27 protein-coding genes are annotated in these 21,992 nt (G+C 28.2%); 20 read left to right on the top strand and 7 right to left on the bottom strand.

Features of this window, described 5'->3' with window-relative positions:
- The first annotated feature begins 23 nt into the window (after positions 1-23).
- From ACQPUW_RS09720 to ACQPUW_RS09700, 5 genes are all read left to right on the top strand, one after another.
- Complete coding sequence (locus ACQPUW_RS09720; protein ID WP_430837241.1) at positions 24-269, top strand: hypothetical protein; 246 nt, start codon at positions 24-26, stop codon at positions 267-269.
- Positions 270-289: 20 nt separating this feature from the next.
- Positions 290-586: a hypothetical protein gene (locus ACQPUW_RS09715; protein ID WP_430837240.1), complete on the top strand. Its 297-nt coding sequence runs from the start codon at positions 290-292 to the stop codon at positions 584-586.
- A 91-nt stretch (positions 587-677) separates the two neighbouring features.
- Entirely contained in the window at positions 678-1,451 is a 774-nt protein-coding gene (locus ACQPUW_RS09710) for a glucose-6-phosphate isomerase family protein (RefSeq protein WP_430837239.1), read from the top strand.
- Between the two features lie 19 nt (positions 1,452-1,470).
- A complete protein-coding gene (locus tag ACQPUW_RS09705) occupies positions 1,471-2,010 on the top strand; it encodes a glucose-6-phosphate isomerase family protein (protein WP_430837238.1) in 540 nt (179 codons plus the stop codon).
- 14 nt (positions 2,011-2,024) lie between these two features.
- Positions 2,025-3,785 carry a class I mannose-6-phosphate isomerase gene (locus tag ACQPUW_RS09700; protein WP_430837237.1) on the top strand — a complete coding sequence of 587 codons (1,761 nt, stop codon included), beginning with the start codon at positions 2,025-2,027 and terminating at the stop codon, positions 3,783-3,785.
- Positions 3,786-3,958: 173 nt separating this feature from the next.
- On the opposite strand, the gene spoVAE is transcribed toward ACQPUW_RS09700, so the two are convergent.
- From spoVAE to ACQPUW_RS09675, 5 genes are read right to left on the bottom strand one after another with little or no spacing between them, the layout of a single operon-like run.
- Positions 3,959-4,312: a stage V sporulation protein AE gene (gene spoVAE / locus ACQPUW_RS09695; protein WP_430837306.1), complete on the bottom strand. Its 354-nt coding sequence runs from the start codon at positions 4,310-4,312 to the stop codon at positions 3,959-3,961.
- A 22-nt stretch (positions 4,313-4,334) separates the two neighbouring features.
- Positions 4,335-5,336 carry a stage V sporulation protein AD gene (gene spoVAD, locus ACQPUW_RS09690; protein ID WP_430837236.1) on the bottom strand — a complete coding sequence of 334 codons (1,002 nt, stop codon included), beginning with the start codon at positions 5,334-5,336 and terminating at the stop codon, positions 4,335-4,337.
- Positions 5,337-5,816 carry a stage V sporulation protein AC gene (spoVAC, locus tag ACQPUW_RS09685; RefSeq protein ID WP_430833403.1) on the bottom strand — a complete coding sequence of 160 codons (480 nt, stop codon included), beginning with the start codon at positions 5,814-5,816 and terminating at the stop codon, positions 5,337-5,339.
- A gap of 12 nt (positions 5,817-5,828) precedes the next feature.
- Positions 5,829-6,689, bottom strand: coding sequence for a DUF421 domain-containing protein (locus ACQPUW_RS09680; protein WP_430837235.1), 861 nt, complete (start codon positions 6,687-6,689; stop codon positions 5,829-5,831).
- Positions 6,690-6,701: 12 nt separating this feature from the next.
- Complete coding sequence (locus ACQPUW_RS09675; protein WP_430837234.1) at positions 6,702-6,908, bottom strand: DUF1657 domain-containing protein; 207 nt, start codon at positions 6,906-6,908, stop codon at positions 6,702-6,704.
- A 227-nt stretch (positions 6,909-7,135) separates the two neighbouring features.
- Between ACQPUW_RS09675 and ACQPUW_RS09670 the strand changes: the two genes are divergently transcribed.
- The 3 genes from ACQPUW_RS09670 to ACQPUW_RS09660 all read left to right on the top strand — a co-directional run bounded on the left by ACQPUW_RS09670 (position 7,136) and on the right by ACQPUW_RS09660 (position 9,252).
- Positions 7,136-7,339 (top strand): DUF1657 domain-containing protein, encoded by a 204-nt coding sequence (locus tag ACQPUW_RS09670; RefSeq protein ID WP_430833397.1) that lies wholly within the window; start codon positions 7,136-7,138, stop codon positions 7,337-7,339.
- 134 nt (positions 7,340-7,473) lie between these two features.
- Complete coding sequence (locus ACQPUW_RS09665) at positions 7,474-8,355, top strand: helix-turn-helix domain-containing protein (protein WP_430837233.1); 882 nt, start codon at positions 7,474-7,476, stop codon at positions 8,353-8,355.
- Between the two features lie 285 nt (positions 8,356-8,640).
- Positions 8,641-9,252, top strand: a complete 612-nt coding sequence (locus ACQPUW_RS09660; RefSeq protein ID WP_430837232.1) for a sugar O-acetyltransferase — start codon at positions 8,641-8,643, stop codon at positions 9,250-9,252.
- A 69-nt stretch (positions 9,253-9,321) separates the two neighbouring features.
- On the opposite strand, the gene ACQPUW_RS09655 is transcribed toward ACQPUW_RS09660, so the two are convergent.
- Positions 9,322-9,786, bottom strand: a complete 465-nt coding sequence (locus ACQPUW_RS09655; protein ID WP_430837231.1) for a GreA/GreB family elongation factor — start codon at positions 9,784-9,786, stop codon at positions 9,322-9,324.
- Between the two features lie 135 nt (positions 9,787-9,921).
- Here ACQPUW_RS09655 and ACQPUW_RS09650 point away from each other — a divergent pair, with 135 nt between their 5' ends.
- The 8 genes from ACQPUW_RS09650 to ACQPUW_RS09615 all read left to right on the top strand — a co-directional run bounded on the left by ACQPUW_RS09650 (position 9,922) and on the right by ACQPUW_RS09615 (position 17,629).
- Positions 9,922-11,040, top strand: a complete 1,119-nt coding sequence (locus tag ACQPUW_RS09650) for a deaminase domain-containing protein (protein ID WP_430837230.1) — start codon at positions 9,922-9,924, stop codon at positions 11,038-11,040.
- Positions 11,041-11,218: 178 nt separating this feature from the next.
- Positions 11,219-12,106: a helix-turn-helix domain-containing protein gene (locus tag ACQPUW_RS09645; RefSeq protein WP_430837229.1), complete on the top strand. Its 888-nt coding sequence runs from the start codon at positions 11,219-11,221 to the stop codon at positions 12,104-12,106.
- A 135-nt stretch (positions 12,107-12,241) separates the two neighbouring features.
- Entirely contained in the window at positions 12,242-13,348 is a 1,107-nt protein-coding gene (locus ACQPUW_RS09640) for an alpha/beta hydrolase (RefSeq protein WP_430837228.1), read from the top strand.
- 17 nt (positions 13,349-13,365) lie between these two features.
- The gene (locus ACQPUW_RS09635; RefSeq protein WP_430837227.1) at positions 13,366-14,271 is read left to right on the top strand and encodes a phosphatase PAP2 family protein; all 906 of its coding nucleotides are present in this window, start codon (positions 13,366-13,368) and stop codon (positions 14,269-14,271) included.
- On the top strand, positions 14,246-14,770 hold the full coding sequence (locus ACQPUW_RS09630; RefSeq protein ID WP_430837226.1) for a hypothetical protein: 525 nt from the start codon (positions 14,246-14,248) through the stop codon (positions 14,768-14,770). Before ACQPUW_RS09635 ends, ACQPUW_RS09630 begins: the two co-directional genes overlap by 26 nt.
- A gap of 198 nt (positions 14,771-14,968) precedes the next feature.
- A complete protein-coding gene (locus ACQPUW_RS09625) occupies positions 14,969-15,892 on the top strand; it encodes a ParA family protein (protein ID WP_430837225.1) in 924 nt (307 codons plus the stop codon).
- A gap of 2 nt (positions 15,893-15,894) precedes the next feature.
- A complete protein-coding gene (locus ACQPUW_RS09620) occupies positions 15,895-16,287 on the top strand; it encodes a hypothetical protein (RefSeq protein WP_430837224.1) in 393 nt (130 codons plus the stop codon).
- A gap of 31 nt (positions 16,288-16,318) precedes the next feature.
- A complete protein-coding gene (locus ACQPUW_RS09615; protein WP_430837223.1) occupies positions 16,319-17,629 on the top strand; it encodes an amidohydrolase in 1,311 nt (436 codons plus the stop codon).
- Between the two features lie 232 nt (positions 17,630-17,861).
- Here ACQPUW_RS09615 and ACQPUW_RS09610 read toward each other — a convergent pair whose 3' ends face one another.
- Positions 17,862-18,428, bottom strand: coding sequence for a uridine kinase family protein (locus tag ACQPUW_RS09610; RefSeq protein ID WP_430837222.1), 567 nt, complete (start codon positions 18,426-18,428; stop codon positions 17,862-17,864).
- Between the two features lie 394 nt (positions 18,429-18,822).
- Between ACQPUW_RS09610 and ACQPUW_RS09605 the strand changes: the two genes are divergently transcribed.
- The 4 genes from ACQPUW_RS09605 to ACQPUW_RS09590 all read left to right on the top strand — a co-directional run bounded on the left by ACQPUW_RS09605 (position 18,823) and on the right by ACQPUW_RS09590 (position 21,854).
- Positions 18,823-19,044, top strand: coding sequence for a hypothetical protein (locus ACQPUW_RS09605; RefSeq protein WP_430837221.1), 222 nt, complete (start codon positions 18,823-18,825; stop codon positions 19,042-19,044).
- A 319-nt stretch (positions 19,045-19,363) separates the two neighbouring features.
- Complete coding sequence (locus tag ACQPUW_RS09600; protein ID WP_430837220.1) at positions 19,364-20,296, top strand: exonuclease domain-containing protein; 933 nt, start codon at positions 19,364-19,366, stop codon at positions 20,294-20,296.
- A gap of 126 nt (positions 20,297-20,422) precedes the next feature.
- The gene (locus tag ACQPUW_RS09595; protein ID WP_430837219.1) at positions 20,423-20,968 is read left to right on the top strand and encodes a nitroreductase family protein; all 546 of its coding nucleotides are present in this window, start codon (positions 20,423-20,425) and stop codon (positions 20,966-20,968) included.
- 94 nt (positions 20,969-21,062) lie between these two features.
- The gene (locus tag ACQPUW_RS09590; RefSeq protein WP_430837218.1) at positions 21,063-21,854 is read left to right on the top strand and encodes a hypothetical protein; all 792 of its coding nucleotides are present in this window, start codon (positions 21,063-21,065) and stop codon (positions 21,852-21,854) included.
- Positions 21,855-21,992: the final 138 nt, after the last annotated feature.

The raw sequence follows: 21,992 nt of genomic DNA, 5'->3' as shown, positions 1-21,992 counted from the left end.
TTACATATAAATACGGAGGAAACATGAATAAAAAAGAAATAATAATAAAAGAGTACAAGTACCTAATTAAAATTAAAAAAATAATAATGATTTTGGGAATAATATCTTCAATGAGTCTATTATTTACGGTATATATTAGAAAAATAAGTACAGTCTTAACTATTTTAGGCTGTGGAATTACAATTTGCACTTTGATTTTATTTTGTTTATTATGGATTTCAATTCCGTATATAAAGAAACACATCTTAAAACTTACAGAAAATTGTTAAATATAGGGGGTGTTGTAATTATGAAAGAAACAACTACTAGAATTATTATTAATCAATTCATAGAAAAAAAAGCTCTTACTTTTGATAAAGCAATTGATGTAAGTGATATAGAGGTAGGTATTAAAGATTTAGAAAAGAATTTCTTTATAAATAATCTTATAACTTCTAGATATTTAGTTGAAACAAATGACGGGAAATTATGGTTTAATCAGGAATTATGGAATAAGAGTATAAGAAAGCTAACTATTCAATACTCTTTTATAATGGCAATACCTATGGTAATAGCATTTATATTATACTTTATATTTTTTATTTAAAAGATATAAAGTGTGAGTAAATAAATAACTCTTTTGATATAAAAAATTTTAGAATTAAATGTTATATCATTATTACTTAAGGAGAGAGAATATGTTCATTAATGGAATTGGAATAGATTATGATTTTAATAGCATGGAATTTATTTATAATAAAGAATCATTTGGACCGGAAACTGAAAAGAGAAGATTAGATGATATTAGAAAAAGTTTAAAGGATTCTAATTGTGATGGTCCTGAAGTAGTTTATAGTATAGCTATGGACATTGGTAATATTGAGGATAGAGATGACTTAATATCTAGAAACTTACTATATGGAGCATGTATATATTCAGGCGGAAAAATGGGAGATGAACCAGTAAGGTCTCAAGGTCATATACATGCAGTTTCTAAATCTTGTAATTATTCTACAGGGGAATTATATGAAATTTGGTATGGTGAAGCTATTATATTTATGCAAGAAACAGCTAAGGATAATCCAGGAAGAGTTTTTGCTGTAAAAGGAAAAGCAGGAGATGTAATTTTTGTTCCACCAGGGTGGGCACATTATACTTGTAATAGTAATCCTAAGGAAAATATGGTATTTGGAGCTTGGTGTGTAAGAGATTTTGGTTTTGATTATGATGATGTAAGAGAACGCAATGGATTGTCTTATTTTCCTATAATTAAAGGGAAAGATATAAACTTTATACACAATGATAAATATGAAGAAGTGCAACTTATAATAAAGTCACCTAGAAAATATGAAGAGTTAAATTTAGATTATACAAAATCAATTTATGATCAATATAGAGATGATAAAAATAAATTTGATTTTATAATTAACCCTTTGAAATATAAGAAGTTATGGGAAAGTTTTATCCCTTAAGACATAGGAGAGATTTGTTATGGAAATTAGAGAACCTAAATATTCACATGATTTCTTTAATGGTGTAATCACAGGAAATGGTGTACAAGCTTATAAGAAGTTATATAAAGATATTAGCTTTGCTTATGAAAGTAAGGATGAGGACTTAGATGAAAATACTGAGATGTATGAAGTGTATCACTTTGATGAAGGTGGAGAAAATACTTTACTTTGGGGATTAACAATAGTACATCCTATTACTGTAAATGGGGAGTGTAATTTAACTAGAGGGCATTTCCACAAAGATAGAACCGAACCAGAAATTTACTTTGGATTAGGTGGAGAAGGGTTACTCATGTATATGGACGAGGCGGGTAATAGTTTCTGTGAGAAAGTATATAAAGGATCTATTCATTACATTCATGGAAATTATGCACATAGATTAATAAATACAGGAGACATAGATTTTAAGATAGGTGCTTGTTGGAGAAGTGTAGCAGGACATGATTATAAAGCTATAGAAAATAATCCTTTTCCAAAAAAAGTATATAAGATAGAAAATAAAATAACATTTAAATAGTAAGGAGAGTAGTTATGGCTTTTAAATATGATAAACAACCATATGTAGAAGTAAAAGGATATGGTAATGAAAGTGTATGGAATGGATATGATGAAATAGTTGAGGAGTTAAAATATAAGTTAGAAGCTTTAACTGGAGATAAAAAAGTTATAGCAATTGATTTTTATCCAGGAGTAATAACAGAAGAAATTAAAAATGGAATAGTTGATAAATTAGGAGCAAGCTTAAGTATTTTTACAGATGAAGATATATTTGAGGATATAGACACTGTAGAAGAAAAAATAAAAGATGTAGTTACTGATGATAGAGTATTTGGTAGGATTTCTTTACATACTCTTCAAGATTTTATCGATGAAGAAAATCTAAAGAAAGTTAAGGCAAAGATTGAAGAAGCAAAAGGGATAGTTGTTGTTTATGGTGTTGGAGCCAATATTTTAGTTGATCCAGATATATATGTATTCGCAGATATGGCTAGATGGGAAATTCAACAAAGATATAGATCAGGGGATATTCCTAATTGGAAGGGTAGAAATTTTAATGAAGATCCATTAAGAAAGCTTAAGAGGGGATATTTCTTTGAATGGAAAGTTGCTGATAGATATAAGAAACGTAGATTTAATAAGTTTGATTATATCTTAGATACTAATTTGAAAAGCACTCCAAAGATGATAACTGGAGATGCATTTAGAGCTGGATTAAAACAAACTGTAAATAGGCCATTTAGAGTTGTTCCTTTCTTTGACCCAGGAGTCTGGGGCGGACAATGGATGAAGGAAGTTTGTGATTTAAATAGAGATATGGAAAACTATGCATGGTGCTTCGATTGTGTACCAGAAGAAAACTCACTATTATTAAAGGTTGGAGATACAATAATAGAAATACCGTCTATTGACTCAGTATTGACACATCCAAGAGAATTATTAGGAGAAAAGGTACATGGAAGATTTGGAGCTGACTTCCCAATAAGATTTGACTTTCTAGATACAATGGGAGGGCAAAATCTTTCCCTTCAAGTTCATCCAACTATTGAATATGCTCAAGAGAAGTTTGGACTTCACTATACTCAAGAGGAATCTTACTATCTATTAGATGCAAAGGAAGATAAAGAAACTTATGTGTACCTTGGTGTTAAAGATGGAATGACTAAAGAAAAATTCTTTGGTGATTTAAGAAAGGCTCAAGATGGTGAAGAAAGATTTAATGCAGAAGAGTATTCTAATAAGATAAAAGCTAAGAAACATGACCATTTCTTAATTCCTCCAGGAACAGTTCATTGTTCAGGAACAGATACTATGGTTTTAGAAATATCATCAACACCTAACTTATTTACATTTAAACTATGGGATTGGGGAAGACTTGGAATGGATGGAAAGCCAAGACCTATTAATATCGCGCATGGTGAAGAAGTTGTTGAATTTGATAGAGATACTAAGTGGACTATGGAAAACTTAGTGAATAGAGTTGAATTTGTTGCTGAGGGAGACGGATGGCTTGAAGAGAGAACAGGGCTTCATGAAAAAGAGTTTATAGAAACTAGAAGACATTGGTTCACAAAGCAGGTAACTCACAATACTAATGGTGGAGTTAATGTACTTAACTTAGTAGAAGGTGACCAAGCTATTGTAGAATCACCTAAGAATTTATTTGAGCCGTTTATAGTAAACTATGCAGAAACATTCATTATACCAGCTTCAGTTGGTGAGTATACTATTAGACCTTATGGAGATTCAGAAGGTAAAAAAATAGGTACATTAAAGGCATATGTAAGGAATTAATAGTTAAGAATATATTATAATAAATAAAGTGTAAGGTCCTAATTACTATAATTGTAGTAGTTAGGGCCTTTAACTTTAATAAATAAAATAGAAATTTAGAGGATTGTATTTTTACTTCTAGAAAGTTACAACAATTTATTTATAATTACTATGTAAAGAAGAATTTTATATACTTAACCTTTGGGTTTAAATATCATGGCAGCAATAAATCCAAAAATTATTGCTGCAGAAACTCCTCCACTTACTGTTTTTAAAAGGCCAGTAAAGAGTCCTATAAACCCAGTTTGCTGAGCTTCAGTTATAGCAGCTGTTACGAGGGTATTACCAAAACTACTTATAGGTATAAATGCTCCTGCACCTGCAAACTTCACCAAAGGATCATATAGACCAAAACCACCTAAAATTGTACCAACAACAACTAGTGTACAAGTTGTGTGTGCTGGGGTAATTTTCAAAGTATCCATTATAAGTTGCCCAATAACACAAATTAAACCACCTATTATAAAAGCAAAAATAAATTTTTCCATAACGTAACTCACACCTTCTTTTTTACATTTCTATAGAAACAGCATGGGCAATACAAGGTATGCTTTCTTTTTGTTGATAGGAGATAGGGGACATTAAAGCGCCTGTTGCAACAATTAATATTTTATTTAGTTCTCCTTTTCGCATACGATTAAGTAAATGCCCATAAGTTACAGTAGCAGAACAACCACATCCACTACCACCAGAAAAGCTTGGTTGATCTTTTGTATATATTAAAAGTCCGCAATCTGTAAATATATCTGTTGGCATATCTATGCCGTGTTTTTTTAATAAAGCATTAGCAAGTTCATGCCCAACTTTACCTAAATCACCAGTAGCAATAAGATCATAATGAGAAGCATCAATATTCAAATCACGAAAATGAGCTTCAATTGTATCTACAGCTGCTGGTGCCATAGCTGCTCCAACATTATAGGGATCTGAAACTCCCATATCTACAACTCTTCCTATAGTAGCAGAAGTTATTTTAGGTCCAATTCCACTTTGTCCAAGGACTGCAGCTCCAGCTCCAGTTACTGTCCATTGAGCACTAGGTGGTCTTTGTACACCATAGTCTGTAGGATATCTAAATTGTCTTTCAGCGGCTGCATTATGACTGCTTGCCGATGCTATAACGTATTTAGCTGCTTTACTTTCTATTAATTGAGCTGCTAATGATAGACCTTCCATGGAGCTAGAGCAAGCACCAAATACACCTAAAAAAGGTATTCCTAAAGTTCTTGCGGTAAAGCTACTAGAAATTATTTGATTCATTAAATCTCCACTTAGAAAAAAGTTAATATCTTCTTTTCTTAGATTAGATTTTTCTATTGCTCTTTGACAAGCATGTTCAAGCATAACTTTTTCTGCTTTTTCATAGCTATCTTGCCCAAGCCATAAATCTTCATAAAGTATGTCAAAATCATTAGCTAAAGCACCATTACCCTCGAAAGGACCACCAACAGCTGCAGAAGCTAGTATTGTAGGTTTAGAATTAAAAATCCAAGATTGATGTCCTTTAAGCATTTACATCGCCCCCAACCATATTATTGTCATTTTTATTGTAGCAACTATAAAAGCAGCAAAAACTCCATAAACAACAATAGCACCTGCAAGACTGAACATATTTCCAGCTACTCCAAGTACAAATCCTTCACTTTTATGTTCAATTGATGCAGAAGCTATAGAATTGGCAAAGCCAGTAATAGGAACGGCAGTTCCACATCCAGCCCATTGACTAAGATGATCATAAACCCCAAGACCAGTAAATAAAACTGCAAAAAAGATTAAAACTATGGAAGTAGGGGCAACTGATGTCTTTTCATCAAAATTAAGATAGTTAATAAACATCCATTGTAATCCTTGAGCAATTGTGCATATTGCGCCACCTACTATAAAGGCTCTAATACAATTAGTAAAAATAGGCCTTTTTGGTTCTATGCTATTTACTAACTCATCATATTGCTGCTGAGCTGTAGTCATTCTTTTCTTTTTCATATTTGACATTTATTTCACCTTCTAACGTAATAAATATGGTTCTAATTTTTTTATGATTTTTTCTAATTTTTCAGCATTTTGTAAGTACATAGTTTTTGCATCTTCATCATCACAATCTAAAGAAAATGACATAAGATCTGCTTGACTTTTTTGAATACTAGCATATAACATTTCTTTAACTTGTGTTTTAGGGACTTGTATCATATCATCAAAAAGATCAACGTATAAGTCTCCAGAAGAATCTAATTGACCAAGAAAAACATTTTCAAGGGAGACCCCTTTGATTTCTAGCTGAGTTGTAAGCCAGCCACGATTTAATCCAGCATTAGTAAGACCTTGATTTAATATATTCCCATCTAAAATAACTACTTGAGGTTCAGTTTTAGGTGCCACTTGTTTTCCTAGATCATATGGAGTAACAGGCTTCTTATCAGCTTTTAAGCTAACATTTATATCTCCATTTGATTCCAGTATGGCAAATTCAACGTCAGCTAAGTTAAATGCTTTTTTTGAACGCATTTCTTGTAGAAATTCTTGGCCTGTAATTCTTTCTTTAGATAAGTTATCTTCCATGATTTTACCGTTTTTAACTAATACTCTTTCCTTACTATGTATTAGGTTATAAATCCACTTACTTCTCATGGAAGCGTAATCTAAGATAAGAGGCATCAGTGCCCAAACCGCAAGTGCAATTAATCCAAAGTAAGTGTTATTGATTATATTTAAAGAAATTAAAGTAATTATAATAGCAATGACGGCATAAGAGATAAAATCAAAGGGAGTAGCCCTAGATAAGGTTTTCTTCTTCATATATTTTGTTATAACTATTGTTAAAAAAAATAAAACTATTGAATTAAATAATATTATCAACCAAGAATCCATAATCCACCTCACTTAGTTACCTTTGTATTGGGGTTCCTCAAACTCCATAAGTCCTATTCTTTTTTCTAAATCAGTTTTGATTTTATTTATTTCCTCAGATGCCTGATTATAAATAGCTCTAGCTTCCTTATTACGTTCCTGTAATGAGTACATTTTTAAAGTAGCTTCAGCTCCTTTTAGCGTAGTTAATGTTTGTTTTACCTTTGAAATCGCAGTCATAAAAATTCTCCTTTGTATTTATTAAATTGATTTCTAATTTACTTTAACCAATAAGCTTAGTTTTAATTCATTTCTTAATATAGATGCTTACTTATATTATTAAAGGTAATTTAATAAATATAGAGTAAGTTTGAAAGGAATATATTTCATCATCAATAATTTGAATATTTAAATTGATTACGAACAAAAATATAGGTGCGATAAAAAATTATAAAGGAGGAACTTTTATGCCAACAGGAACTAAACTTGAGACAGCATTAGCTAGTGCTAAAGGGTTAGCTGCTGATATGAAGACATTTTCTTTAGATACAGATAATCAAGAAGCAAAACAAATATTTAATCAACTTGCAAGTAAAATGGAAGAGGTAGAACAAACTATTCAATCAAGACTTGATTTTGTTAAACAAGAAGAGCCTCAATATAATAAATAATTAGTATACTCCTATATCTAGTTAAATTTATATTTTATAGATATGGGAGTATATTTATTTATAATATTTTCTATATTATGTTAAAATGTTTTTAGAATTTATAATGAACTTTGATGGTATTTAGAAGGGATTAGATGATGGACAAGGTAAAACTAAAAGAAGAAGTTAAGCATGGAACAGATAGATTTCCATTAGCAAGTTATAAGTGGAATAACAACAGAGAGTTTTTTGTTAAACTTCATTGGCATGATGAGATAGAATTAGTATTTTTTAAGAAGGGTAAATTTACTGCATATATTAATATGACAAAGTATGAAATCAATGCTCCCTCATTTATGTTTATTACTTCAGGAGATATTCATTCCATTATTGGTGAAGAAGGATGCAGAGAAAGTGCTTTAGTTTTTGATTTAAAAATGCTTAGTTTTGAGTATTTTGATGGAATACAATATGAAATTATTAGACCATTAATTGAGAAAAAGATACAGTTTCCACAGTTTATTTTCCAGGATGATAGTATATGGAATGAAATGCAAAGAATATATAAAGGAATAATGAAAGAGTCTAGAAATGAGGGATTAGGTGCGTGTATTAGGATTAAATCATATATGTATGAACTTATTGCTCTCTTATATGAAAATGAAAAGTTTAAGTATTTAGATGATATGAATAAAGATGAAACTTACAAAATATCAAATGTTAAAAAGGTTTTGACATATATACATGATAATTATAAACATAAAATATATACAGAGGATATGGCAAAATTAATAGGTATGAATACGCAGTATTTTTGTAGATACTTTAAGAAGTTAGTAGGTAAAACACCTACTGAATATATTAATGAAATTCGTATTGAAAAAGCTACAGAACTTTTAGCTAAGACAGATAGAAAGATTATAGATGTTGCTATGTCTTGTGGCTATGATAATATTGGATATTTCATTAAACGTTTTGATGAGCAGAAACATATGACTCCATCAGAATATAGAAAACAAATAAAGATGTCAAAATAGTATAATGTTTTGTCAAAATTAAATAAGAAACCTTACTTTAATGTATTTATAATGTAAATATAGATTAAAAAGGGGGCTTTTTTATGGAAAAGAAGTGGTGGCATAACAAAGTATCATATCAAATTTATCCAGAGAGCTTTAATGGGGCAAATAAAGATTGAATTGGTGATATTAAAGGAATAATTGAGGAATTATATTATTTAAAAGAAAATAATGATAAGACCTTGTGAAGTAGTAGTTATGTCTGTATAAAATAAGATTTATTCAATAAAAGGAGTTAGAATTATGACAGAAAAAGAAAAAATGTTATCGGGAAATTTATATATGGCCAATGATGAGGAACTTAGAAGAGACAATAAAAAATCAAGAATGCTTACTAGATTATTCAATAATTCTACAGAGGAGCAAATTCCGTATAGAAAAGAGTTGTTAAAAGAATTATTTGAGAAGACAGGAGAGAACTTATATATTGAACCTCCATTTAGGTGTGATTATGGGTGCCACATTTCTGTTGGGAATAATTTTTATGCAAATTATGATTGTATTATTGTTGATGTGTGTAAAGTAGAAATAGGAGAGAATGTATTATTTGGACCTAGAGTAGGTATATATACAGCAGGACATCCAATAGATGCTGAAATTAGAGATACAGGATTAGAATTTGGTAAGCCAGTAAAAATAGGAAATAGTGTATGGGTCGGAGGAAGTACAGTAATTAATCCAGGAGTTACAATTGGAAATAACGTTGTTATAGGTTCAGGATCAGTAGTAACAAAAGATATTCCAGACAACGTAGTAGCTGTAGGAAATCCATGTAGAGTTTTAAGACCGATCACTGATGAAGATAAGGCTTATTGGGAGATGAAAAAAGAAGAATATTATAATACTAAAGGTTAAAAATATTTGAAACTATATTTTAAATAATAAAAAAGCATTCATAGTTAAATCTATGGATGCTTTTTTTAGTTATAATATTTCTAATATCTCTACTTTATAAGTATCTTCTGGTGCAATAACTGTAACTATATCTCCAGCTTTCTTACCAGATAGTGCTTTTCCTAAATCAGATTCTACACTTATAAGCATATTTTCTGGGTCTAAATCCATTGTAGTTACTAAAGTTACTATAACTTCATCATCATCTTCTACAAATTTGATTCTAGCTTTACTATTAATACCTAAGACTGATTTATCTAAACTTGCATCATCTACGACTGTTGCAGTTGAAATCATAGTTAATAAATATTGTATTCTATTATCATTTTCTCTATAGTTTGCACAAGCTTCTTTATATTCTGCATTTTCTGATCTATCTCCATGTGCAGCAGCTATTAACTTTTCCTTTGCGATTTCAGCTCTTTTCACTGTCATTCTATATTCTAATTCTTCTCTTAATTTTTTTACATTTTCCTCTGTTAGTTGATTATTCATAAAAACTAACCCTCCCCTGAAATATATTATGTTAATATTATATAATATATAAAAGAAATTGAAAGGTACTTATAGTCTTTAATAATATATATTGAATTATTTTTTCAATATGGACTCCAAGGATAAGAGGTAAATATGACTTTAAAGAAGAGAAAAAAAGAACGAATAAAAATTAATAATGTAAATGAATTTAAGAGTGCACTAAAAAAAGAAGGATATAAGATAGATGAATTAGATGAAGAAAAATTCAAAGAACAAATCACTAAAACTTTTAAAGTAGACAATAGTGTAATAGAGAAATTATATAAATGCATAAAGGATACTGATATTACTTATAGAGCAAATGATACTCAGGATTTTATTGACTATATAGAAAAAATTATGATGTTTGAAAATGAACACAATAAATTATGTGAAAAAATAAGTAAAATAAAAAGGTTAAGTATAGATAGAATTGAATATGAACGAGAGCCAAGTTCACAAGATAATGTTGAAGATATTATAAAGGACATAGAAGAAATAAAAAAACTTATATCTGTAGAAATAAGTGAAGAAGAGAAAGCAAAGCTTGAAAGTTTAGAAAAGGAATTAAATAATGATTATCTTTATGCAAAGGATATTGAATTGCTAAAGAAAATGGTTCTTATTAGAAAAGAAGATGTAAAAGAAAAATATAATGCTAAAACTAGAGTTAAAACAATATTAATAGAAATACCTAATGAAATAAATTATCAATATATTAAAGTGAAGAAGGGAACTGTAGAATATCATCAGCATTTAACAAGTAACATACCAAGAATGAAACGTTTAATAAAGAATATACATAAATATATTAAGGCCTCCGAAAAAGAAAAAACAACATTTAAAATAGATCAAAGCAAAGCATTACAGGACTCTATAAATATAGCAGTAGCAACATATGATAATAAGGAATTTAAAGCAATAAGCGGTAGTAATGATGTAAAAGGTTATTGCACGGCACCTCTATTAAAAGAAGCAAGTTTTAAAAGTATGAAAGTTAATAAATTAGGTAAATTAGGAACAGGATATAATCGAGTTAATGATAGTGAAAAAAAGATACTTGAAGAAATACATAAACAAATAGAAAAAAAAATACTTAAGAATGAAGGGAATCTTATTTTGTATAGTAAATGGGAGCCTTGTCCAAGTTGTTATTTTGTAATTAGTCAATTTTGCAAAAAGTATCCCAATATAAAAGTGCAGGTGAAATACAGCAAGAGATATGGAGAATAAATTAAGGTAAGATGTGTGGAAAAATTTTCAAAGATAAATTATAATAAAAACTATCTAATAAGTAAATTGAGAGAATTAAATTGTATTTTAAATTATTAACTATTTTTGGGTAAAGAATAGTAATATAAGTGTCTTTAGGATTATCTTATGGTATATGGTCAATAAAATGGAGGATGTTATGAAGAATATAACATATGAAAAAGTAAATTTAAATCCAAATCTACCTGCATTTATGGGATATGTTAGTACAGAAAATATTGATGAAAAAAAATATTCCTATATCAGCCCACACTGGCATAGAAGTATTGAATTGAATTTTATAATTGAAGGAGAATTGGTAGGGGTTATCAATGGTAAGCATATTAATGCAAAGAGTGGAGAGTTTATTTTTGTGAATAGTGGAGATGTTCATGAAATTGAGAAATGTCAAGATGGACCATGTGGAGCTGTTATTTTAATTTTATCCTATGACTTCATAAAAAAAGTATATCCTAATATTGATAATATTAGGTTTGATGTTATGAATCAAAGTTATAAAAAAGATAGATTACGTGATATCTTTTTAGAAATAAAAGAATTTTATTTAAATCCAAAAGAATTAGATTATATTAAAATAAATGCATATATTTACGAAGTTCTATATATTCTATTATCTAATTATGTAATTTCAAAAGATGAAAATTATTCAGAGAGTTATTTTAAATATAAAGAAAAGCAAAAAGAAATTTTAATCTATATAAGCAAAAATTATAAAGAAGAATTAACTTTAGAACATATTTCTAAACAGTTCTATATGAGCAGTGAATACTTTTCAAGGAAATTCCATGAGTGGTTTGGTGTTACTTATAAAGTGTATTTAAGTAACTTTAGACTTTATAAAGCCTATGAAGATATAATTAACAGCAATTATAGTATTCAAGATATTGCATTTTCCCATGGATTTTCAAATATAAAATCTTTTATAAGTATATTTAAGAATAAGTATAAGATGACTCCCTTTAAATATCGTCAATATTTTAAAGAGTCAAAAAATGACATTAAAATGAGCAAAAAACAACAACAATAATTTAATTAAAAATGATAATATTTAAATAAGCAATATGAATACACAATTCTCAGTATAAAAGAAATGTGTATTTAATTTTGCAGTCTTATGAAAACGATTTAAAAATATTAGGGGTAAAAGGGAGAGAAGGAAGAAATGAGTAGAAAATATTCACAAGAGCTATTAGATAAAATTGTAGAAAGACAAGAAATAGTAAACATTAAAGGTGCAGAAGTTCTAGTTAAGAACTTACCTGATAGTGATGAAAAGGGAGCAATGGATCCACGTCTTTATAAGGATATGAAAAAACAACTTACATTAATGAGATTTATGCCTAAAAGTGCACTTAAGATGGATTCTTCTCCAAAAGGAATTGGTAAATTAAGAAATATGTTTGGTGAAGTTAAGAGCACTCCAATTGTTGAAAAGAATATTAAAATTATTAATGAAACAGTTAAGGCTAGTGATGGATACAAAGTACCAGTACGTATTTATAAGTCAGAAACAATGAAGAAAAATGCTCCAATTCTTTATTATATTCATGGAGGTGGATTCTTTGGAGGTTCTCCAGATGTTGTTGAAGAGTTAGTAAAATTAATAGTTGAGAAAACAGATATATTAGCTGTATCAGTTGACTATCGTTTAGCACCAGAAAATCCATATCCAACTGGACATGAAGATTGTTACTCAGTATTAAAGTGGATATATGAAAATGCTGAAAGTTTAGGTGGTAATAAAAATAATATATTTGTAGCAGGTGATAGTGCTGGTGGAAACTTAACTCAATACTGTACTACAAAAGATTTAGAAGCTAATTCCGGTATGGTAAAAGGACAATTATTACTTTACCCTACTGTAAATATGGCTAATGTAGAGGATGAATACTTTAAATGGAGCAAAGATGAATATGAATTTTCTCCTAAACATAAAGCTGGATTAGAAATGATGTTAGAAATGTTTAATGGAATGTCAGGAGGCTTAAAGGATATTTTAGGTACTGACGAAGTTAACAATGGATATTTAACTCCATACATTAGAGATGCAAAAGGATTACCTCCTACATTTATTACTGTTGGAGAGCATGATTTCTTAAAGGTAGAATGTTTAGCTTATGCTTCAAAACTTGTTAAAGCAGGGGTTGACACAACAACTGTACTATACAAAGGTTTTGGACATGCTTATGGAGATAATATAGGGGTTTATCCACAAAGTGAAGATTGTGCAATAGAAATGGGGAATTTTATTTTAAAATATAGTAATTAGTAAAAAGGAGAAGGGGTATGAAAAAGGAATATAAGATTGGTTTATCAATTATTGGGGTTTTATTAATTATATTCGCATTTACTGATTTAAATATTTCACATGCTATCTATAATCCTACAAGTAAGTTTGGATTAGTATTTGAAGCAATTGGTGAATTCCCAGCAGCAGTTATTGCAACATTTTGTACAGTTGGTTTAATGTTAACTCGAAATAAAGAGAAATCAGCAAAATATATTTTGGGTACAATTGGATATGTTGTTTTATTATTTTTCTTCTCATATATGGCGGCAACTTTACCAGTAAAATATTTTGAGGGACCTGAAATATTGATTCCAATACTTGCTATTATTTATATTGGGGGTTCTTATGCTATTGCTAAGAAATACTCTGTTAGTAATAAACAAGAGTTACGTAATGCTGCCATTGTAGGAGTACTAACATTTGTATTTGTAATAATAGTTTTCAACTCTATTAAATTTGCTTGGGGAAGAGAACGTTATAGACATATGATTGCAACAGGAACTTTTGATGGATTCTCAATGTGGCTTATTCCACAAGGATTAGCGTCAGGAAATGAATTTATGTCATTCCCTTCAGGACATAGTGCAAATGCAGCAATTATGGTTTGGATTACATTAATACCTACATTTGTAACTAGCTTAAAAGATAAGAAAAATTGGTTCATAGGCTTTACAGCAATATGGACAGTATTAGTTCCGATTAGCAGAGTTATTGTAGGTGCTCATTTTGCATCAGATGTTACTATGGGGGTAACTATAACATTAGTAATATTTACCTTGTTAAAAAATAAGTATGTAAAGGACTCAAATGTAAAAGATTTAGATGCAAAGAATCTGGATATTAAGAATTTAGATGCAAAGAATTTGGAGGATGAAAATGAAAAAGAGCGTATGTTTACATGATTATATGATTAAAAAAAGTATCGTTAATTTTTGGATTGTGAATGCAATAATTAATGCAGTGATTTTCATAATTCAAACGGGTGATAAAAGTAGATTTTTTACGACTTCAGACATTGCATTAGACTATGTAATATCTATTATAATATTAGGAATGGCATGTGCACTTACAGGATTCCCAATGATAAAAAAGGATATTGCAAAAGGAGTTGCTCCTAAAATAGATTATAATAAAGAAAATCATATTATTGCTAAGTGTTTTCCAGAAAATAATTTCTTAAAAGCAATTATAATAACAATTATAACTTTAGTTTTAATTATACCATTCTTTGTAGGGATTCCAGCTATGTTTGGTATAGCGCAATTAACTTTTATACAAGCACTTATTTTAAAAACTATTGCAACAGGATTTGCAGGTGTAGTTGTTGGATACTTTGTTATGGTACTTACACTAACTGAAAGCAAAGAATCAGTTGAAAATAAATTTAACTTGGCAGCATAATAGAAAAATATATATTAAAAGACCCGCGATAAATTGTCGTGGGTCTTTTATTTATTCTATTGAATTTTAGCTTTGATATTTCAGCTATGTTTTATGGGGACATAAAAAAGTGAAATAAGCCATACGGAGAATACTAATATTATTTATACATAGGTCATATTAGTATTAATAAGTGAACAATAAGTTGGGGGAATACCTTTGAAAGTAATATCAATTGTAAATTATAAAGGTGGGGTTGGAAAGAGTACAGTAACTTCTAATTTAGGAGCTTTACTTGCTTTAAAAAAGAAAAGAGTACTTCTAATTGATTTAGATCCACAAGCGAGTTTAACATTATCCTATATAAAGCCAGAAAATTGGAAAAAGGAATATAAAGATAATAAAACTATAAAAACACTTTTGAATACAATAATTAATAATGAGCCTGATAATATAAAGAAATATATTACTAAAAAATTAGAGGCTAATAAAGTACTAGATGATTTTGGTGGGGCTAATATATCATTAGTACCATCAAGCACTGATTTATATAAAGTTCAAATTGATTTAACTAGAAAAATTCAAGGAGAAGATGAAAGAGAATTAATTGAAAGTAAGTTGGAGTGGATTTCTAAATTAAATAACGAACTTAATAGTGTTAGAAATTTATATGATTATGTATTAATAGATTGTCAGCCAAGCTTCGATATACTTACTCAAAGCGCAATTTATGCAAGTGACTATTATTTAATTCCAACAAAGTTAGATTATTTATCTACTGTTGGTGCACCTTCATTATTAGAGCATATAAAAGAGTTGAAGAAAGAAGTAAATAAAGGAATACAAATATATAATTATAAGAACTACAAAAGAATAAATATTAAATTGCTAGGTGTATTACCAACAATGGTTAAGATGTATAAAGACGATTTAAAAGTTTTGCATAGACAATATATTAAGCAAATAATAGAAAAAATGAGAATTAAAACGTTCAATTCTAGAATAAGAATGAATGATGAAGAGGTAAATAATTCAAATCAAATTCCATTTGTTTTAGAAAATATAAATAGAAGTAAAAGTAAGGTTGCAATAGATTTCGATAATTTTGTAGAAGAATTTTTAAAGAGAGTTGGTGATAAATAGATATGGAAAAGAGTAATTTTATTAAAGTATCAAATATTATATTTGATTATATATTTAAATTAGATGATAATTCTATTTTAGATCTATTAAATGGAAATAAAAATATTACTTTAGTTGAGAATGAAAAGAAAAGTAATAAGAATAAACTTAGTAATAAGAGCGATTATAGTTTAGAAATAAAAAATATAATAAATAAACTAAATTCATTTAAGACTCAAGAGGAGGCTAAAGAATATTTAATTAATCAAAAATTTACAGTGAAATTATTAAAGGAAGTTGCAAAGAGAAGTGATATATATATAAAGAGCAAATATAATAAAAATCAAATAATTAATAGTTTGGTTGAGGGAACTGTAGGTGTAACTATTAAAATGAATATTCTTATGGGAGAATAAAGGGTTTAATGCAAACTAAGGAGTGTTTTGAATGTATGGGTTCATAGAAAAATTAGTTGATGACATGAGAGATAAAATAATTGAATATAGAAGAGATTTTCACAAATATCCAGAGTTTGCATGGACAGAATTTAGGACAGCTTCCTTGATTGCAAAAGCATTAATGGATAATGGATATAAAATTAAAATAGGAAAAGAAGTTATAAATGATAAATATAGAATGAATATTCCATCTAAAGAAGAGCTAGATAAAAGTTATAAAAGAGCAATAAATCAAGGTGCATATGAAGATATATGCAAGTTAATGCATGGTGGATATACTGCTGTTGTAGGTATTTTAGAAAATGGAAATGGTCCATCTATATCATTAAGATTTGATATGGATGGAGTTAGAATAAAAGAAAGTGAAGATGATAGTCATATACCTTTTAAAAAGAGATTTTCATCTAATAATGATGGGATAATGCATGCTTGTGGTCATGACGGGCACATAGCTATAGGCCTTGGAGTTGCAGAGGTTATTGTAAAGATGCAAGAACATTTTAAAGGAACAGTAAAACTTATATTTCAGCCAGCCGAAGAGGGTGTAAGTGGAGCTAGAGCAATATCAGAATCAAATTTGTTAGAGGATGTAGATTATATAATTAGTGGACATATAGGAATAAAGGCAAGACAATCAGGAGAAATAATATGTGGTACAGATGGATTCCTAGCAACATCTAAGATTAATGCTGAATTTAAGGGTAAATCATCCCATGCAGGAGTGGCTCCAGAAAAGGGGCATAATGCACTTTTATCAGCGGCAACAGCAGTTTTGAACTTAGATGCTATACCAAGAAGTGGTGAGGGCGATACCAGAATAAATGTTGGGAAATTAATAGCTGGAAGTGGAAGAAATGTAATTCCAGGAAGAGCGTTTATGGAAATAGAGACTAGAGGAGAGACAACTGAGTTAAATAGATATATGGAAAATTATGCGGAAAGAATACTAATGGCTTCAGCAGAAATGCATGATACACATGTTAATATAAAATGTGTAGGAAAATCTATAAGTGCAAGTAGTGATAAGGAATTAGTAGAACTAATTAAGAATGTTGCAAATAATATAAAAGAATATATTACTATAAAGGAAAAAGAGAGTTTTGGAGCTAGTGAGGATGTTTGTTATATGATGAATAAGGTACAAGCTAATGGAGGAAAGGCGTCATATATTATGTTTGGTAGTAATTTAAAAGCTGAACATCATTCACCTATGTTTGATTTTAATGAGGATGATATGCTAGGTGCGGTGAAACTTTATAGTGAACTTATATTAAAAATAGCTGCTGATAGAGAGGTTTAATTTAAGTAATGTTTAAATTAAACGTCAAAATATTTAAAAAAGAAAAACAATAAAAAGTTAAATTGGTTAATAATATAATTAATATATATGTATAAAATTATGAAGTGATTTTTTATCTCCTAACTAAAATAATGCAGCATTATTTTAGTTAGGAGATTTTAATAATTTAACTTTAAAAAAGTCTAATTTTAAAACGTATTAATGATTTAATAAATAATTAGCAAAAAGAAAATTATAATTTAATACATGAATCTTTTATTAGTTGAGTAATTGCCTTAATAGATATATCCGATATATTAGAGCCATTTAAAATTAAATCCGCTCTCCATTTAGTAGGTTCAACATATTCATCATGTCTATAACGAACCATATCTAAGTAAACATTTGAAATTTCATCAAATGTAAGCCTCCATTCCATATTTCTTTTAAGACGTCTTACTATTCTTTCATCAGGTCGACAATCTACAAATAATTTTAAGTTTAATTTTGAATAGATTTCTTTATCCCATAATGTAAGTAATCCTTCAATTATAACTACATCATAATTGTTATTTAATTCATTAGATAAATCAAGTTTTAACTTTGGTAAATCAATTGTTTCTGGATGATTATCATCAATATACATAGTTCCTGTAATTGGTGCTTCAGAATAAGGCCTTTCATTTTCAGGCTTAAAATAGTCATCCATGTGAAAGACTTTAAGTTTTAATTCTGAAAGTTCTTTCTCAAGAACATTACAGAAAGTTGATTTTCCACTAGCGCTACCACCAGCAATTCCAACAAAAAATGGTTTATTCATATTGTTTCCTCACTTTATAAAATATAATATAAGATTCTTATTTAATTATAAAAATAAGAATTTTATAGATTCAATCATACTAATTCTATAAATTGAAATTTATTCCTTTAAAATATAGGTTCTATGTGTATTTTTTAAACATTCTGTATAAATTTTCCTGTATTTAAAAGCATAAATTTACTCTTTTATTTAGTGAAAAGAAAGCTTTTTGAATAAAGTATAGCTAATAATAAAAAATATTATATTAGTAGAGGAATTATTAAATCAGCAATAATAAAAAAAGACTTGGTTACCTAAAAGTAACTTATTGTGATATTTTAATAGAATTGGTATATTTATTCTATATAAATAATATTTAAAAATATCACAAAGGGAGCATAGGGGTAATAAATTTATGAAGTTAAGTAAAATTAGTAACTATATTATGAATATAGCTATTGTTGTATCTATATATGCTGGATATAAGGTATTCCAAAGCCGTAGGAATTTACCACCAGGAGCATGTCCGGTAGAAGATAATAGTACATTATTATATGTATCTATAGCAGTTTTAATTTTATCAATAATATTATCATTTATCTCAGATAAGGTTGAAGCTAAGAATAAAAAGAAATAGATAATAATTAGATTATAAGAAGATATCTCTAACTGTATAAATTAATAATATTAAAATTAAATAGTATATAATATAGTTAATTTTAAGTTAGTTAAAAGTTGTATTGAATAATATTGTATTATCGATACAACTTTTTTATTTATATAAAATTTGTATCGATAATAATTAAAAGTATTTGTTATATAAAGAATATTTTAATTTACTAAATAATAATTTTAAAATATTAGATTATCATAGTATAATTATTTTCTTAACACAATATTGTTTAAATTATAAGGTATATAAATATAATCAATTATTTAATAATGGAGGAAGATAGATGAATTTTGTTGCTATAGATTTTGAGACTGCAAATGAAAAGAGGAATAGTCCTTGCTCTATAGGTATTGTTGTAGTAAAGAATGGAGAAATTATTGAAAGAATACATCATTTAATAAAGCCAAAAGAAATGAGGTTTATGCCAATAAATATTGGAATACATGGTATAAGACCTAAGATGGTTGAAAATGAATTAGAATTTAATGAGGTATGGGATAAGATCAAACATCATTTTAATGAAAGTTTAGTAATAGCTCATAATGCTGGATTTGATATATCTGTTTTAAGAAATACCTTAGAACTTTATGGAATTGAAGCACCAACTTTTAATTATATATGTACAATGAAACTTGCAAAGAATTTCTACACAGGACTTAATAATGTACGACTAAATACAGTAAATAATTTTTTAGGATATAAGTTTAAGCACCATGATGCTTTAGCAGATGCCCTTGCATGTAGTAATATACTACTTAATATTTCAGATGAATTAGATACTAAAGATGTTAGTGAGATATCTAAATCTTTAGGGGTAACTCTTGGAGTAGTTAATAGTGATGGATACAAGCCTTCTTCAAGTAGAGGAAGAATATTAATAACATCAAGAAGAGAGCCTTCAGTAGATAGTAATAGTCCATTTGAATGTTTAGGTAGTAATGCATTTAGAGATGAAGTGGTAGTATTTACAGGAGGATTATCTTCTATGACAAGAGATGAAGCTATGATGTTAGTTAGAAAACTTGGAGGAAGTACAGGAAGTTCAGTAACTAAGAAGACAACATGTTTAGTAACTAATACAAAAAATATAGAAGAATTAGATAGATGTGAAATGAGTAATAAGCTTAAAAGAGCATCAGATCTAAGAGATAATGGACAGAAGATAAAGTTCTTAGATGAAGATAAATTCTTAGATATGATAAAAAAAGCTAATTAGAATTAGTTGATTAATTAAGTGATGTTTTAGATTAAGATAAATTTTCTATATAGCTATATACTAAAACAAATAATATAATAAAAAGAAATGAGATAATAAAAATAAATGTATAGGGAGTTATAATATATGAACTTTTTTAATCTTATAAATAAAAGGGAAAGTGTCAGAGGATACTTAGAAAAACAAGTCGAGAGAGAAACGATTGTAAAAATTATTGAAGCGGCTAGATTAGCACCATCAGCTTGCAATGCACAACCTTGGAAGTTTGTTGTCGTAGATGATAAAGAAATTGCAAAAGAAGTTGCAAAGAATTTATATGAACCAATGATTGGGTTAAATAAATTTGCACTTACTGCGCCGGCTTTTATTGTTGTTGTAGGTGAAAAACGTAATTTAACATCTAAGATGGGAGAACTTATTAAGAAGAAAGACTATACATCTATAGATATAGGTATTGCTTCAGAACACATTTGTTTAGCTGCAACTGAGTTAGGTCTTGGTACTTGCATGATGGGATGGTTTAAAGAAAAGGGAATAAAGAAGTTATTAAATATAAACTCAAATAAAGAAATACATCTTGTTATATCTTTAGGATATTATGAGGATAGAGAACCAAGAAATAAGGTAAGAAAGCCAATTGATGATATTCTTTCCTTTAATGAATATAAGTAAAATGATTGCATGCTAATTAAAGCATGCAATTTTTTTATAATTAACTCTCTTAAATTACACATACTATTTATATAAAATATTTAGGAGAAGTATTATGAGAAAGATATTATTACCAGAAAAAGCAAAGGTAACTCCAAAAGAAGTATTAGAAGAAATTAGCAAGTTTGACCATATTAATAAAAGTCCATATAGCTCAAGTTATTATAATGTTCCAAATGTAACTTGGGAGTATAAACCAGAAGGAAGTCTTAGGATATCAGATCATTGGAATTTCATGTCCCATGGAGAGAAACATTGCATTTTAGAAAGTACAGAAGAGAAAATAGAGAATAATTGGATTCTAGCAAAGTATATAGAGGGAAAGTATCATATATTAAAAGAGTTTGGAGAAAATGTTCCAGGCTATAGATTTATGGAGATAAATAAAAATGAATTAGAGTTACTTAAGGATTTATATGATTTAGGTGGCTTAGTTAGTTCTAAAGAATGGCACAAGATGCATAAAGAAAAAATCTATGCAATAAAAGAAACTCACATAAAGAACAGAAAGAAAGTATTAAAGGATATTAACCCTGATAAATTAAAGGAATTTAAAGAGAAAAATAAAAAGGTTAAGAAGGTAGTTTATATTAGAGAATGTGATTTATACAATATAAAATTAGCATTAACTTTATATAAAATAAGTAGAGACTTAGATGAATTATGTAAGAGTAAAGAGGGAACTAGCAAATTAATAAATAAATACAAAGGTTATAGATTTAACGATGGTGAGATTGAATCCTTTGAAGAGAAGTATATCCTAGTATTAGATAATAAAATAGCTGTTGATTTTAGTAAGGAATATTTAGAAGAGATATGTAAAGTTACTGATAAAAATGAATCATAATATATAAAAGAATTTTATAAGGATTTTCAGATTATAAGTAAAAGTGAAAATTATTATATTTTTATGCTACTATCTTCCTAGTAATAAGAACTTCATAAAATTACAATATAGTTATACTTATATTACATTAAAAAGGGG

This window comes from Clostridium sardiniense (assembly GCF_050584765.1).
In the GTDB taxonomy this organism is placed as follows: domain Bacteria; phylum Bacillota; class Clostridia; order Clostridiales; family Clostridiaceae; genus Clostridium; species Clostridium sardiniense_A.
Note: the sequence above shows the minus strand (reverse complement) of the source record. Positions and strands in the feature narration are given on the sequence as shown.